The sequence below is a fragment of the Desulfovibrio sp. SGI.133 genome, assembly GCF_050313955.1.
In the GTDB taxonomy this organism is placed as follows: domain Bacteria; phylum Desulfobacterota; class Desulfovibrionia; order Desulfovibrionales; family Desulfovibrionaceae; genus Desulfovibrio.
The window spans coordinates 37637-52352 of record NZ_JBNPMK010000005.1 but is presented as its reverse complement, the minus strand read 5'-3'; the positions used below and the strand labels follow the sequence as shown (position 1 = coordinate 52352).

Annotated in this window: 8 protein-coding genes and 1 tRNA gene; 6 read left to right on the top strand and 3 right to left on the bottom strand. The window is 64.3% G+C overall.

Annotated elements, in window-relative coordinates:
- Positions 1 to 269: 269 nt before the first annotated feature.
- Positions 270 to 1802 (bottom strand): peptide-binding protein, encoded by a 1533-nt coding sequence (locus tag ACQRBR_RS08010; RefSeq protein WP_427812724.1) that lies wholly within the window; start codon positions 1800 to 1802, stop codon positions 270 to 272.
- 277 nt (positions 1803 to 2079) lie between these two features.
- Here ACQRBR_RS08010 and ACQRBR_RS08005 point away from each other — a divergent pair, with 277 nt between their 5' ends.
- Both ACQRBR_RS08005 and ACQRBR_RS08000 read left to right on the top strand, forming a co-directional pair.
- Positions 2080 to 5337: a DEAD/DEAH box helicase gene (locus tag ACQRBR_RS08005; RefSeq protein WP_303878102.1), complete on the top strand. Its 3258-nt coding sequence runs from the start codon at positions 2080 to 2082 to the stop codon at positions 5335 to 5337.
- Positions 5338 to 5702: 365 nt separating this feature from the next.
- Positions 5703 to 7409 carry a CHAD domain-containing protein gene (locus tag ACQRBR_RS08000; RefSeq protein WP_427812723.1) on the top strand — a complete coding sequence of 569 codons (1707 nt, stop codon included), beginning with the start codon at positions 5703 to 5705 and terminating at the stop codon, positions 7407 to 7409.
- A gap of 169 nt (positions 7410 to 7578) precedes the next feature.
- On the opposite strand, the gene ACQRBR_RS07995 is transcribed toward ACQRBR_RS08000, so the two are convergent.
- The gene (locus tag ACQRBR_RS07995; protein ID WP_427812722.1) at positions 7579 to 8922 is read right to left on the bottom strand and encodes a deoxyguanosinetriphosphate triphosphohydrolase; all 1344 of its coding nucleotides are present in this window, start codon (positions 8920 to 8922) and stop codon (positions 7579 to 7581) included.
- A gap of 258 nt (positions 8923 to 9180) precedes the next feature.
- On the opposite strand from ACQRBR_RS07995, the gene ACQRBR_RS07990 reads away from it, so the two are divergent.
- Positions 9181 to 9257: transfer RNA gene (locus tag ACQRBR_RS07990), tRNA-Arg, on the top strand.
- Between the two features lie 316 nt (positions 9258 to 9573).
- On the opposite strand, the gene ACQRBR_RS07985 is transcribed toward ACQRBR_RS07990, so the two are convergent.
- Positions 9574 to 10017: a hypothetical protein gene (locus tag ACQRBR_RS07985; protein WP_427812721.1), complete on the bottom strand. Its 444-nt coding sequence runs from the start codon at positions 10015 to 10017 to the stop codon at positions 9574 to 9576.
- A 232-nt stretch (positions 10018 to 10249) separates the two neighbouring features.
- On the opposite strand from ACQRBR_RS07985, the gene ACQRBR_RS07980 reads away from it, so the two are divergent.
- The 3 genes from ACQRBR_RS07980 to ACQRBR_RS07970 all read left to right on the top strand — a co-directional run bounded on the left by ACQRBR_RS07980 (position 10250) and on the right by ACQRBR_RS07970 (position 14495).
- Entirely contained in the window at positions 10250 to 11533 is a 1284-nt protein-coding gene (locus ACQRBR_RS07980) for a bifunctional folylpolyglutamate synthase/dihydrofolate synthase (RefSeq protein WP_427812720.1), read from the top strand.
- Positions 11530 to 12930, top strand: a complete 1401-nt coding sequence (gene selA, locus ACQRBR_RS07975; RefSeq protein WP_427812719.1) for an L-seryl-tRNA(Sec) selenium transferase — start codon at positions 11530 to 11532, stop codon at positions 12928 to 12930. Before ACQRBR_RS07980 ends, selA begins: the two co-directional genes overlap by 4 nt.
- Positions 12931 to 13097: 167 nt before the next feature.
- Positions 13098 to 14495 carry an aminopeptidase gene (locus tag ACQRBR_RS07970; protein WP_204626266.1) on the top strand — a complete coding sequence of 466 codons (1398 nt, stop codon included), beginning with the start codon at positions 13098 to 13100 and terminating at the stop codon, positions 14493 to 14495.
- The last annotated feature ends 221 nt before the right edge of the window (positions 14496 to 14716 follow it).

Here is a 14716-nt window from a genome sequence, read left to right as displayed (position 1 = left end):
GACCTCGCTGCCGGACGCTACTCCGCTAAATTTTCCAGTCCATCGTGAAACGGCAGTCTCACCAACGATACGTTCCAGATGCAAAAGCGGACATCCCAGTCGGGATGTCCGCTTTTTTCCTGCCTTCCAGTCAGCGACGGAGACCTGTCAGAAAGACCATATGAGCGATTTTGGGGGAGGGGTGGGGAATTTGAGGGGAGGGAAACCCCTTTTTTCCGCCAGGAAAAGGAGGGCCCCTCCCCTCAAAAAACAGCCTTTCCAAAGACCGACTACGGCGTCACCTTGTAGCGTTGCAGGCTCTTGGGCACCCACCATTCCTCAAAGTTGTACATGATGCCCGCCAGGGCGGGTTTGATGCCCATGAAGCGATTCTGCACCACAGGCAGGGCATAGGGCACATAAAGGAAGCAGTAGGGCTGATCCTCGTCCAGGATCTCCTGCGCCTTATGGTAGAGCACTGTCCGGCGCTGGCGGTCCGGCGTGGAGCGGGCCTCTTCCAGCACCTTGTCCAGTTCAGGGTTCTTATAATGGATGAAGTTCAGGCCCCCGGGCACGGCCTGTGAGGAATGCCAGACCGCGAAGATGTCCGGGTCCTGGGTGATGGTCCACCCCAGGATGATGGCATCGAAACGGCCGGTATTCACGAATTCCCGGATGAAAGCGGCCCATTCCACGGTGCGGATGCGCACGTCGATGCCCACGGCCCGCAGCTGGCTCTGGATGATGGTGGCGGTGAGGATGCGCGGCTCGTTGCCCTGGTTGGTCAGGATGGTGAACGCCAGCGGCTTGCCGTCCTTGTCCAGGATGCCGTCGCCGTCACTGTCCGCGAAGCCCGCTTCGGCCAGCAGCTTGCGGGCCCGGTCGGGATTGAAGCTTACAGGGCGCAGGCCCGGATGGTAGGCCCAGGTGCCCGGCTTGTAGGGCCCGAAGGCCGGTTCTCCCAGCCCCAGCAAAACGCCCTTGACGATGTCGCCCCGGTTGATGGCGCAGGAGATGGCCTGCCGCACCTTTTTATCCTTGAAGAAAGGATGCTCCAGATTGAAGCCCAGAAAATTGTAGACCGAGGCCAGATAGCGATATTTGTGGAAGGATTCCGCCCACTTTTTCCCCGATGTCTGGCGCAGGTACTGCTGCGGGCTCAGCTCCATCACGTCCAGACGCCCAGCACGGGTCTCCATGAACATGGTGGCCGTATCCGGGATGATGCGGAAGACCACCTCGCTGATGTGCGGCCGCCCCAGGAAATAGGAGGGAGAAGCTTCCAGCACGATGCGCACGCCCGGCTCCCAGCGCTGGAGACGGTAAGGTCCGGCGCCCACGGGCTTGCGGGCGAAAGCGGTGGTGCGGATGTTCTGCCCTTCCAGGATGTGTTTGGGCAGGATGGGGTTCATCCAGGAAGATACGGCCCGGGCAAAGAACTGCTCGTAGCGGACTTCGAAGCTGTAGCGGTCCAGCACGCGGAATTCCTTAATCTGGAGGAAATCATCCGCATAGGGGCTGCCCGTGGCCGGGTCGATGACCATCTTGTAGGTGAATTCCACATCCGCGGCCGTCAGTTCGGTGCCGTCTTCCCAGAGGATGCCCTTGCGCAAACGAAAGCGCAGCAGACGGCCCTCGTCCTCCATGCTGAAGGACTCCGCCGCCCAGCATTCCGGCTCCAGATCCTTGTTGAAACGCAACGGCGCCACATAGAGAAGATCCGCCACTTCGTGGGAGGCGGAGTCCGCCGTCAGATACGGGATGAGGTTGGAGGCCTCGCCGATGCTGCCCAGCAGGATGCGGTCGCCGTCCGTGGGGGGCATGCTGCCTTCCTCGTCATCCGCGGTGGCGGGCAGCGGCAGGCAAAGCAGCAGAAGAAGCAGAAAAAAAATTCCCCAAGGGGCGGTGCCCCCTGCCGAAGAGCCCATAGCGGCTGCCCGGGAGGTGGCGGAAAATGCCATCTTTTTTTTCATAAAATATTTTTTCATAAGTTACGCGTGTCTATTGCCATTGAAGTGATGCCTGTGATATTACTCCCAGATCTATTACTGCGATTTTTCAACGGAGCCCGCGCAGAAAACCGGGCAGCGGAGAGTATGCATGAGCAGATCTGAGCAGAACGTCGTCAGGGAGATGTGCCAGGCCTTCCTGCACGACGCCGTTCCGGAGTATATCCGTGATACGGCTTACTATATCCTGTCCGAAGGCGGGGTGCAAAAAATAAATATCCAGGAGGGCGAAACCTGGGAGGCGCAAGGCGTCATCCAGGGGGAAGACCTCCAGGTCTATACGCCCAGCCTGACCTTCTCCATCACGGATCGCAGCACCCGCCACCAGTGCAACTGTTCGGAGTCCTTCACCAGCACATGCCGCCATGTGGCGGCCCTGGCCCTGCGTCTGCTGGAGGAACTGCGCAAGGAACAGGGCGACGCCGAAGAGGTCGCTCCCCCTGCCAAGGACTGGAAGCAGAGCTTCCGCTCTTTCTTCTCCACGGACATGGAGCCCGAGCCCGGCAAGCACTATCTCATTTTCCGCTTCCAGCCGGAGCAGGGCCGTCTGCTGGTCTCCTTCTTCCGGGGCCGCCAGAACAAGTCCGGCCTGTCCAGCGTGCACAACGAGATCACGCTCCAGCAGATCATCAACAATCCCGACTGGTGCGAGTTCTCGCCCCAGCTGCCGCATGTGGCCCGCCAGATAGGCCAGCACCTGGACTATTACGGTCATCGCGTGGAGATCCCCGACGGCCTGACCTCGTGGTTCTTCTGGGCCGTGCGCAAGGAATATTACCTGCTCTGGAAGGATACCGACCGCCCCTGCCGCATCGAGAGCACGCCCTTTGCCCTCAAGCTCAAGCCCAATTTCGACGACAACGGCTTCAGCTTCGACGTGCTGCTCAAGCGTGAAGGCCGCCCCCCCCTGCCCATCCGGGCCAACGGGGCGCCCAGCGACCACCTGCACGGCGCCGAGGCCCCCGAGGACGCGCCCATCACCTTCCACGGCCAGATGCCGCTTTGGGTCTGCTACCAGCACAACTTCTATCCCGTGCAGACGGGCCTGTATCCCTCGCTGGTGCACAACCTTATCTATGAACGTCCGGTGGTGCCGCAGGAAGAGATCTCCGAGTTCCTGGACCGCGTCTGGACACGCCTGCCCTCGTCCGAACTCTACGAGCCGCAGCAGTTCCTGCGCATGATGGAACCCGTGTTCCAGCCGGCCACCTACAATCCCAAGCTCTTCCTGGACGAGGAAGGCAGCCTGCTGACCCTGGAGATCGACAACATCTACCAGACCCGTCACGGCGAGTTCACGCTCAACGGTCCCAACCCCGATTTCCAGACCGGCAGCTACACCTACGAAGGCCAGACCTATCTGGTGCGCCGCCATCAGGAAGAAGAGGCCCAGCTCATGAACGAGCTGGCGGGCATGGACTTCCAGGCCCGTTCCAGCAAGCTGTGGTTCCTGGAGCCGGAAGAAGCCATCGCCTTCCTGCTGGACTCCTACCCCACGCTGGTGGAGAACTACCGCGTCTACGGTGAGCGCGCCCTTTCGCGCTACAAGATGCGCACGGCCAAGTCCTCCATTTCCGCCGAGGTGGTGAGCAACGAGAAGGAAAAGTGGTTCTCGCTGGAGATCAGCGTGGACTACGAAGGCCAGTCCCTGCCCCTGGACAAGATCTGGAAGGCCTGGACCCGCGGCAAGCGTTATGTGCAGCTCAAGGACGGCTCCTACACCAGCCTGCCCGAATCCTGGCTGGAAAAGATCGCTCACAAGCTCACGGCCCTGGGCCTGGATCCCAGCAAGCCGCCGCAGACCAAGTTCAAGCAGTTCGAGGCACCGGTGCTGGACAGCCTGCTGGAAGACCTGCCCGGCGCGCGCACGGACTCCTTCTGGAACAACCTGCGCGAGAAGATTCGCTCCTTCCGCGAGGTTCGGCCCGTACCGCCGCCAAAAGCGCTGCAGGCCAATCTGCGCAGCTACCAGCTGCAGGGCCTGTCCTACCTCAACTTCCTGTCGGAATACGGCTTCGGCGGCATCCTGGCCGACGAAATGGGCCTGGGCAAGACCGTGCAGACCCTGGCCTTCATCCAGCATATGGTGGAAAGCCGCTTCGAGGGCCCCAACCTCATCGTGGTGCCCACCTCGGTGCTGCCCAACTGGGAGCGCGAAGCAGAAAAGTTCGTGCCCGGCCTGCGCCGCCTGACCATCTACGGCACGCGCCGCGAGGGCATGTTCAAACATATCGCGGAATCGGACCTCATCATCACCACCTACGCCCTGCTGCGGCGTGACCTGGAGGAGATGGAGAAGTACGAGTTCAACACCGTCATCCTGGACGAAGCCCAGAACATCAAGAACCCCAACACCATCACGGCACGCGCCGTGCGCCGCATCCATGCCCGCATGCGCCTGTGCCTGTCCGGTACGCCCATCGAGAACAATCTCTTCGAGCTCTGGAGCCTGTTCGAGTTCCTGATGCCCGGCTTCCTCGGTTCGCAGCATGCCTTCCAGCGCGGCATCGTCAAGCCCATCAAGGACGGCGACGCCGAGACCCTGGATTACCTGCGCACCCGCGTGCGGCCCTTCATTCTGCGCCGTACCAAGGCCGAAGTGGCCAAGGACCTGCCGCCCAAGGTGGAAAGCGTCACCTGCTGCGCGCTGGAAGAGGCCCAGGCCGAGCTCTACGCCGCCCTGGCCCGCAAGCTGCGCGCCCAGGTGCTGGCCGACGTGGACGAAAAGGGCCTGGCCAAGAGCCAGATGTCCATCCTGGACGCCCTGCTCAAGCTGCGCCAGATCTGCTGCCATCCGCGCCTGCTCAAGATCGACCTGCCCGGCTTCTCCAACAACCTGCCTTCCGGCAAGTTCGACGCCTTCAAGGACATGGTCATGGAGATCGTGGAGGGCGGCCACAAGGTGCTGGTCTTCTCGCAGTTCGTACAGATGCTCCAGATCATCCGCCAGTGGCTGGAGTTCTCGCAGATCCCCTTCTGCTATCTGGACGGCGCCAGCAAGGACCGCTTCGAACAGGTGGACCGCTTCAACAACAGCCCGGACATCCCCATCTTCCTCATCTCGCTCAAGGCGGGCGGCACGGGCCTGAACCTGACCAGCGCGGACTACGTCATCCACTACGACCCGTGGTGGAACCCCGCCGTGGAAAGCCAGGCTACGGACCGTACCCACCGCATCGGCCAGACGCGGCAGGTGTTCTCCTACAAGCTCATCTGCCAGAACACGGTGGAAGAGAAGATCCTCAAGCTGCAGGAAGCCAAGCGTGGCGTGGCCGAGGCCATCATCCCCGGTCAGGACACCTGGAAGTCCCTGACCCGCGAGGATCTGGAGATGCTCTTCGAAGTCTAGGCGATACCGCCGCAAACAGCGTCATCACACGGCGCGGAAGCAGGGCCCTGCCCCGGCTTTCGCGCCGTTTCCCGTTTTCGGGAGGGCTCGCCTTCCGCATATCCGGGCCGTACGGCAAGGCTTCGCCGACGGTCGCCTTCTCCCCGGCACACTCCATCCCGGAGAAGACACGGCCGCGCCCAGTCCTCCTGCCGCAACGCCCGCTGTCCCGTCGTCCCTTGGCATACTCCCCGTAATGACGCTCCGCCCCTTGCGCGCCTGTTTCGGGAAGGCTATGCTTCAGGCAGCCTCCGGGCCCTTCATCCCTGCCTTTCCGGCCCGGGGACGCCTCTTTTTCCGGCAGACGCCTGCCAAGGAGACTCCTCATGGACGAAGCTCCCTCCACCACGCCCCGCACCCTGCTCTGGCGCGGCACCCGCTGCCTGCGCAATGATTCTCCCGCTCTGCGCCCCTGCGGGCTCCGCCGCCTCTGCCGGTTATTCGGCATCGACCTGGCCGCCCGCCAGCGGGAAACTGATCTTGTCCTGTCCATCTTCGCCGGGCTGGCTCCCCAGCACGGTCTGGACAGGGATCTGGCCCCTCTGGCCGTGCTGGCCCATACCTTGGTGGAGCTGGGGGACGGGATGCCCGATGCGGGCGAGATCCTGCTCACCCATCCGCTCAAGCGCCTTGATGCCGCCGGCAACCGGCTGCTGGCCATGGTCCTGACCCTGCTCACCGTAGGCAAGGGCCGTACGGACAAAGTGGAGCCCTTGCTTACCGCCATGGGTTGTGCCCACGACGATCCCCGGCGGCGTACCGCCGTGGTGCTGGCAGCCATCGTGCAGGTGGCCCGTTTTGCCCTGCGCTTCGATCCGCTGGAGATACGCCTGCCCGGTGAGCCCCCCGTCCTTTTCCTCATCCGAGTGCGCACGCCCCTGCGCCTGCGCAAGCAGCTGGTCATCCATGCGCCGCTCTGGGAACGCCTGTTCGGCAAGTCCTCACTGGAATGGTTCTGGACCTTCGATGCTGATGCCGGTGCGCCCGTCCCGGTCCAGGCGCCGCCTTCCGGGCAATTGTTCAGCAGCCATTTCAGCGCGTATCTGCAAAAGCAGGCACGGGCCCTGCATGAGCTGGCCCGCAGTGACAGCGCCCTGGACGAAGAGCCCATCCACGATGCCCGCGTCATCCTGCGCAGCCTGCTTTCCGTCTTCCGCAGCCTGAAGCCCTATCTGCGCAAGGACTGGCTGGCCTCTGTGGAAGCCGACCTGCGTACGGCCCGCAAGCTGCTGGGCGGTGTGCGGGATACGGACGTGCTTTTGGGACACATCAGGGACTATGCCTTGCGTCCTGTCCCTGCCGGTGCCGCCGAGACCGCCGCCGCAAGCGGACAGGCCCCGGGAGGTGCTGCCCCCCTTTTCCGGCCGGCGGATCTGCCCGCCGGTCTGCGCAGCCTGTATGCCGCCCTGCAGGAAGAACGCACCACGGCCCTTTCCCGTGCCGCGGCCCATTATGCCTCGGACGCCTACCGCGAGCTGCTGCACAAGCTGGATGACAATGCCGCGGCCCAGACCTGCCGCCCCATGCTGGACCGCCGCGGTCGCGCCCGGCCCATGCTGCTGGCGGACATCATGGCGGCCGGTGTGGATCAGGCCACACGCGACCTTCTTGCCCATGACCGTTGGACGCACGGGCACCTGATCCCCGAAGACCTGCTGCACAACATGCGCATCGCGTTCAAGCAGTTACGCTATCTGATGGCCTTTTTCGGCAGCCAGGGCGGCAAGAACGGCGAACGCCTGATCCGCCTGTGCCGCCGCTGTCAGGAAAGCCTCGGCCAGATGCACGACAATGCCGTGGCCGCGGCCACGGCCCTGCGCCACTTGCAGCACATGCCGGAGACCCGGCAGCATGCGGAGGATGCCGACGGTCTGGAGGAATATGCCCGCTGGTGCGAGGACGAGATGCACCGCCATGCCATGGCTTTCCTGACCGACTGGACGGACAACGGGCGGGACGAGCTTTGCCGCCTGACCCGCAAGCTTTCCCCGTCCGCAGGCGATCCTCTTCCCCTGCTCCGCCCGGACGACTAGCCGCGGACTCCCGGACGCGCCGGTGCCCCGGGAACGTGCGGCCCGGCTGACAGCCCCTGATAAAAAAGCGCCCTTTTCAGGGCGCAACGGCAGGAAACCGGCAGGGCGGGCCATCTGATCCCTGCCCTCCGGCTTTCGAGGCCTTTGGCCCCTGTAAAAGATGCCTCCGCTAGCAGGACGTGCCCAAGAACTGGGTGGACACGAAGCTGGCGTACTGGTCGGTCATACCGGTGATGAAATCCAGCACCCGCAGATAGGAGACGTACAGGTCATCCTCAGGGCGCGGCGCATGGCCGCCCATGAGCTGCAAGGCCTGCTGCTCCTTGTAGGTGAGCCGCCCGGGATCGCAGATGCGGCGATGACAGGCCGGGATGAAGGTATCCAGCAGGCGCTTGTAGACACTGTAGGACCCGATCTCCAGCGCCGTCTTGTGGCTGTTCTTGAGGATGCGCCCGTTGAAGATCTCTTTGGCCCTGTCCATATAGGCCCGGACGTCCTCCGGCGCCATGTCCATGAGCGGCCCTTCGAACTCCCGCCGCATGATGCGCTCGTACTGCGCGGCGAAGGTCTCGAACAGGCTCGCGGTCACATGACCGATGACACGGGCCCGCACATACCCGGCCCGCTCCCGGTCGGAACCCATATCGCCCAGCCGCTGCGGATCGAGCTTCAGGCTCGGGGCCAGGGGCTCCACCACCTTCAGGATGTCCGCCAGGGTGATGATGTCCAGCTCGCGGGCGTCTTCCATGTCCACGATGCGGTAACAGGTGTCGTCGGCCGCTTCGGCCAGCAGGGAGAGCGGATGCCGGGCAAAGTCGCCCCGGCGCGTCTTCAGCCCCAGCGCGGAGAACACCTCCTCAAAGATGGCCGCCTCGGCCTGATAGTAGTTGAACTTGCACTTGCCGCTCCGCGCACGGGACTGCCAGGAATCCCACGGGTATTTGACCATGCTGGCCAGCGTGGGATAGGTGAGCCGGAACCCGCCCTGATCGCGGTTGTTCTCCACCACGTTGACCACCCGGAAGCCCTGGGCGTTGCCGTCGAAGCAGCGGAAATCGCTCTGCTGCGTCTCCTCCAGCGCATTCACATAGGTGTGGTTGGCCGGGTCCCCGAACCAGTCGCGGATGGCGAACTCGCCCGCATGGCCGAAAGGCGGATTGCCGATGTCGTGGGCCAGGCAGGCGGCTTCGAGGATCTGGCCGGGAAATTCCGGCGCGGCATACTCCGGCAGCTCGCCCCGGCGGCGCAAAAAATAGCCCGCCATGGCGCCCAGCGAACGCCCTACGCTGCTGACCTCCAGCGAATGGCTGAGGCGCGTGTGGATGTGGTCGTTACGCACCAGCGGATGCACCTGCGTCTTGCGGGCCAGACGCCGGAACGAACTGGAATAGATGATGCGGTCCCGATCCTGCAAAAACGGGCTGCGGGCCGGGTCCAGCTTTTTGAAATCCACCCCGCTGCCCCCGTAGCGCAGGGGAAGAAGCAATTTACGCCACTTTTCCTGAAAATTCATGGGACCTCCCGCGTGCCTGGAACAGTAGAAAACTATCGGTAAGTACAGAATTTGCCACGCCTGGATGAGGAACACAAGGGCGGCCGGGGCATGGCGCACATACTGCCCGTTCCTTCCCGGGCAGGAAGAAATGGACGGCCGGTGCTTCGGCTTCGGACAGAAGCTGGCAAGGAGCTCCATCCCCTGCCCCACCGCATGGACCATGGCCGGGCTGCCCCCTCTTGACGGACAGACGCTTGCCACCTATAAGGACAGCACGCGCTCGTAGCTCAGGTGGATAGAGCAGGAGCCTTCTAAGCTCTTGGCCGGGGGTTCGAATCCTCCCGGGCGCGCCATCAAAAAAGTAAGACGGTCACATGATTCGCGTGTGACCGTCTTTTCTTTTTCTCTGCACTGTTTTTATGCCCACCTGTCCCTCTGTGCAGAAGAGGCCTGACCCGCCAGGACTGTCCCTTTGGGAAAAGCCCCAACCGCCCTGCAGCGCTCTCCCCTTCCTGATATACTGAACACCCATCTGTGAGGCATCAGGAAAACCATGCCGGAGCACGTGTCTCCTCGGCAGGGCCCCGCTTTTTGATGCATCGCGAGAAAAGTTTTCCCTGCCGAAAGCCCACTACTCCACGTAGGTACAGTCAAAAAGGCACCCCAGCCTTATCCCTCTTTCTCCAGCCGGTACAGGGTCAGGCCGTGAGGCAGGGGCGTCTCTTCACTGACGGTATAGCCCAGCCACAGCAGGGAGCGCAGGTCCGCGGCATCCCGTGCCGGGAACAGCAGTTCTCGCCGGGCCTCGGGCAACAGGCTTTCCATCTGCAACAGCAGCATGGTCTCCACATACTGTCCCTGCCATTGCGGATGCACCAGCAGCTGGCCCAAATGCTGTCTGCCGTCCGCTTCTCGCCCGCCTACGGCACCCACCATGGTGTCGTCTTCCATCAGGGCCCGCAACACCACGCCGTGAGCAAAAAAATCCTCCAGCGTATCTCCGGCCGTCTCGGGCAGAGCCTGCCCTTCAGGCAGCAGGCGTGCCCGCACCATTTCCTGCAACTGTACAAGAGCAGCCAGATCTTCCCGGCCGGCCTTTTCAAGACGAATCATGCATAGCCTCCTTTTCGGAATCCAGCCTAGCAAGGGAATGGGGCTGTCGCAAGCAGCCCGATCTGCAACGGACATCACTATGCTGCCCGATCCCCCGGCCACCTATTGCAGTCAGTACGCCGCAGCAGCCACAGGCATAAAATATTTTTTTCGTACGGCTGCCCTGCGACAGAACGTTTTTCCCCTCGGCGCAAGCGCTGACAAGGACAGGGAATTGTGGCATGGTCGCGGCATGAAGACTGCAAAGCATTTCACGACCATCGACCAGATCTGGGAACACCTGGACGGCCTTGGTTTCTTCCACATGGACCTGAGCCTGACGCGCATGGAGACCGCCCTCTCCCGCCTAGGCCTTTCCCGCCCGCCCTTTGTGGTGGCCCAGATCGTGGGCACCAACGGCAAGGGCTCCACGTCCGCCTTTCTGGATAGTCTGTCCCGCGCCCACGGCTGCCGCACCGGGCTCTATACCTCACCGCATTTCCTTTCCCCCTGCGAGCGCATCCGCATCGACGGGGCCCCCCTGCAGGAAGACCTGTGGCCCGAGCTGGCTACGGAAGTCTACGCGGCGCGACCGGACCTGACCTATTTCGAATTCCTGACCGTGCTGGCCATACTGGCCTTTGCCCGTCAGGGCGTGCAGCTGGCCGTCATGGAAGCCGGGCTGGGCGGCGCCCATGACGCCACCACGGCTCTGGCCAGCGACCTGACTTGCTTCGCGCCCGTAGCCATGGATCATGCCGCCATCCTGGGCCCCACCCTGCGTGACATTGCCCTGGACAAATGCGGCGCCATCCGCCCCCGCGTGCCGGTAGTCAGCGCCCCTCAGTTCCCGGCTGCCGAAGAGGTCCTGCGCCGCCAGGCCGAACAGCTGGCCGCTCCCCTGCACATCGTCGAGCCCCTGCCGGGCAACATGCCGCTGGGGCTGGCCGGGCCGCACCAGCGCATCAATGCCGCCGTGGCCCTGCATGCCTGGCAGGCTCTGGCCCCGCGCCTGCACGTGACGCCGCGCCCTGATGCCGTGGCCCGAGGACTGGCCCGGGCCTTCGTGCCCGGTCGTTTGCAGTCCGTGCCCGCCACGGACCAGCATCCGCCCCTGCTGCTGGACGGCGCCCACAATGCCCACGGCATGGCCGCCCTGCTGGCCCATGTGCGCCAGTCCGGCCTGCGCCCGCGCGCGGCCATCTATTCCTGCCTGGGCGACAAGGACTGGCACCCGGCCCTGATGCTGCTCAAGCGGGCCCTGGGTGACGCACCGCTCTTCATCCCGGCCCTGCATAACGAACGCGCCGCCGACGCCGCCCAGGTGGTGGACGCCGCCAACGCTGCGGCCCCGGCCCATGCCACCCTGCTGCCCGACGTGCGCAATGCCCTGGATGCCGTGCGCGACCTGCCCGGCGACGACAAAGCCCCGGTCATCATCAGCGGGTCCCTGTACATGCTGGCGGAATTTTACGGCCTTTACCCCCACCTGCTGGAACAGCCCGCCTCCGCCCGGGGCGCCAAGGAGGACGCATGAACCACCTTTTCCGTGCCCTGCCGTCCATGGACGCCAGTCTGGATGCCCTGCTGACGGCGGACAAGGCCCTGCACGACCTGCCCCGCCCCCTGCTGCGCGAGGCCGTCACGGATTTCTGGAACAGCCGCCGCGACGACATCCGCGCCGGTCGCGTACAGGATGCCGCCGAACTGGCTCTGGAGGCCTGCCTGCCCGAGCTGCTGGCCTTCGTCCGCCGCAAGACGGCGCCGCGCCTGCGTAACGTCATCAACGGCACCGGCGTGGTCATCCATACCAACATGGGTCGTTCCGTGCTGGCCCGGAGCGCCCAGGAGGCCGTGCGCCGGGTCATCTCCGGCTACTGCAACCTGGAGCTCGACCTGCACAGCGGCGGACGCGGCAGCCGCTACGTCATCATCGACGAGCTGCTCCAGCGCCTGACCGGCGCCGAGGCCGCCATGGTGGTCAACAACAACGCCGCCGCCGTCCTGCTGGTGCTGGATACCTTCTGCAAGGGCGGCGAGGTCATCGTCTCGCGCGGGGAACTGGTGGAGATCGGCGGCAGCTTCCGCATCCCGGAAGTGATGGAAAAAAGCGGTGCCCGCCTGCGCGAAGTGGGCGCCACCAACCGCTGCCACCTGCACGACTACGCCGCGGCCATCAACGAAGATACCCGCGCCCTCATGCGCGTGCACACCTCCAACTACCGTATCGTGGGCTTCCATTCCGCCGTGCCCCTGCCCGATTTGGTGGCCCTGGCCCGGGAACACGGCCTGCCCGTCATCGAGGATCTGGGCAGCGGTTCCTTCATGGACTTTTCCTCCGTAGGCCTGCCCAACGAACCTACGGTGCCCGAAGTGGTGGCCGGAGGCGCCGACGTGGTGACCTTTTCCGGCGACAAGGTGCTGGGGGGCCCGCAATGCGGCCTCATCGTGGGCAGCCGGGAGCGCATCGAGGCCCTGAAAAAGAATCCCCTCACCCGCGCCCTGCGCTGCGACAAGCTGACCATGGCCGCGCTGGAAGCCACCCTGCGCCTCTATTGCGAGCCCGAACGCGCCCGCCGCGAGATCCCGACCCTGCGCGACATCTGCCGGGACCCCAAAGACCTGGCCCGTGCCGCCCGCTCGCTGGCCGCCCGGCTGCGCCGCGCCCTGGGCCCCGCCTGCCGCATCAGCCTGCGCCCGGATGTTTCCCGCGTGGGCGGCGGCGCCTTCCCGGAACGCGACCTGCCCACCACCCTGGTCTGCCTGGAGCCCGCCGCCATGAGCGCCACGGCCCTCAAGCAGGCTCTGCTGGATACCACGCCGCCGGTGCTGGGCCGTCTGGAAGAAAGGAGCTTCTGCCTCGACCCGCGCACCCTCCTGCCCGAAGACCTGCCGCGCCTGACGGCCCTGCTCAAACAGCTGCTGGCCGGCTAGAGCATATTTCCGCCCGCACCCCGCTCCACAGCGCCATGCGGGCCATGCTTCCCGGCCATGCACCGGCCGGAGCATCACGCCCTGCCGCGGCTGCCGGATCTCCGGCCAGCCGGGCACCGGCTCCATGAAAAGGCAGCCGCAGTACCGCTGCCTAAAGGATACTGGATATGAAAAAAGCAGAAACGCCTTCCCTCACCTACAGTCCCCGCAATGCCTGGGACGTGTACACCACCGCCACCCAGAAGCGCCAGATGGACGCCCTGGTCAAGCGGTACATGGATTTCCTCAGCAATTGCAAGACCGAGCGCGAGACCGTGGCTTATGTGCAGAAACGCCTGCAGGAAGCCGGGTTCAGCGAGGACTTCAAAAAGAACACCGTATTCCGCAACCTGCGCGGCAAGGCCATCTTCGCCGCCCGCAAGGGCAAGATCCCGCTGCAGAAGGGCGTGCACCTCATCGCCGCCCACGCCGACAGCCCCCGTCTGGACTTCAAGCAGCGTCCGCTGGTCGAGCAGCCCGGCGTGGCCCAGGCCAAGACCCACTATTACGGCGGCATCCGCAAGTATCAGTGGCTGGCCCGTCCTCTGGCCCTGCACGGCGTGGTGGTGCTGGAAAACGGCAAGAGCATCAGCGTGGCCATCGGTGAAAAAGCCGGAGAGCCCGTCTTCACCATCGCCGACCTGCTGCCTCATCTGGCCCGCAAGCAAAACAGCCAGACCCTGGCCGAAGTCTTCGACGGCGAAAAGCTGAACATCATCCTGGGGCACAGCCCGGCCCCCACCGCCGCCAAAAACAAGGACATCAAGGAGCCCATCAAGCAGCACGTGCTGGAACTGCTCAACGCCAAGTACGGCATCCGCGAGGAAGACCTCGTCACCGCCGAACTCCAGGTCGTGCCCGCAGGCCCCGCCACCTATGTGGGCTTCGACAAGGGGCTGGTGGGCGGCTACGGCCAGGATGACCGCATCTGCGTCTTCACTGCCCTGGAGGCCCTGCTCAACGCCAAGAACACCAACCGCCTCTGCCCCAACATGGCCGTCATGTTCTGGGACAAGGAGGAGATCGGTTCCGACGGTGCCACCGGCGCGGCCTCCCGCTTCCTGCAGTACTGCTTCGAAGACCTGGCCCGCGCCTGGGCCCCGGGCATCCCTGTCTCGCAGGTGCTGCTCAACACACGCGCCCTGTCCGCCGACGTGGACGCCGCCTTCGACCCCGACTTCCCCGAAGTGCACGAAAAGCAGAACGCCGCCCAGCTGGGCCACGGCCCCGTCTGCTCCAAGTACTCCGGCTCCGGCGGCAAATACGGTGCCAGCGACGCCGATGCCGAGTTCTACGGCTATGTGCGCGGCCTGTTCAACGCCCGCAACATCCCCTGGCAGCCCGCCGAACTGGGCAAGGTGGATGTGGGCGGCGGCGGTACCGTGGCCCTCTTCCTGGCCGCCTACGGCATGCAGGTCATCGACTGCGGCCCGGCCCTCCTCTCCATGCACAGCCCCTTTGAGCTGGCCAGCTGCGTGGACATCCTTGCCACGGCCGAAGCCTATAAAGCCTTCCTCGAAGGTTAGTCCGCCGCTGCTGAAGCGGCTTCATTGAGAGGGGGCGGGGACGTTTTTTGTAAAAACTGTCCCCGCCCCCTCTCAAACTCTCCCCCACCCCTGAAAAAACGTTCCTCTGATCGGTATGGAAGGTCCCCGTCGCTGTCTGGCGGAGAGGGATTTTGTTCCCTGACCGGCGAAAAGACAGGGCATCATGCCGCCATGCCTGTTGCCTGCCCCAAGGGACTCCC

Coding starts and splice junctions, on each gene's coding strand:
- ACQRBR_RS08010 (WP_427812724.1), bottom strand. CDS start 1,802: ATGCCCCCCACGGACGGCGACCGCATCCTGCTGGGCAGCATCGGCGAG.
- ACQRBR_RS08005 (WP_303878102.1), top strand. CDS start 2,080: ATGAGCAGATCTGAGCAGAACGTCGTCAGGGAGATGTGCCAGGCCTTC.
- ACQRBR_RS08000 (WP_427812723.1), top strand. CDS start 5,703: ATGGACGAAGCTCCCTCCACCACGCCCCGCACCCTGCTCTGGCGCGGC.
- ACQRBR_RS07995 (WP_427812722.1), bottom strand. CDS start 8,922: ATGAATTTTCAGGAAAAGTGGCGTAAATTGCTTCTTCCCCTGCGCTAC.
- ACQRBR_RS07985 (WP_427812721.1), bottom strand. CDS start 10,017: ATGATTCGTCTTGAAAAGGCCGGCCGGGAAGATCTGGCTGCTCTTGTA.
- ACQRBR_RS07980 (WP_427812720.1), top strand. CDS start 10,250: ATGAAGACTGCAAAGCATTTCACGACCATCGACCAGATCTGGGAACAC.
- selA (WP_427812719.1), top strand. CDS start 11,530: ATGAACCACCTTTTCCGTGCCCTGCCGTCCATGGACGCCAGTCTGGAT.
- ACQRBR_RS07970 (WP_204626266.1), top strand. CDS start 13,098: ATGAAAAAAGCAGAAACGCCTTCCCTCACCTACAGTCCCCGCAATGCC.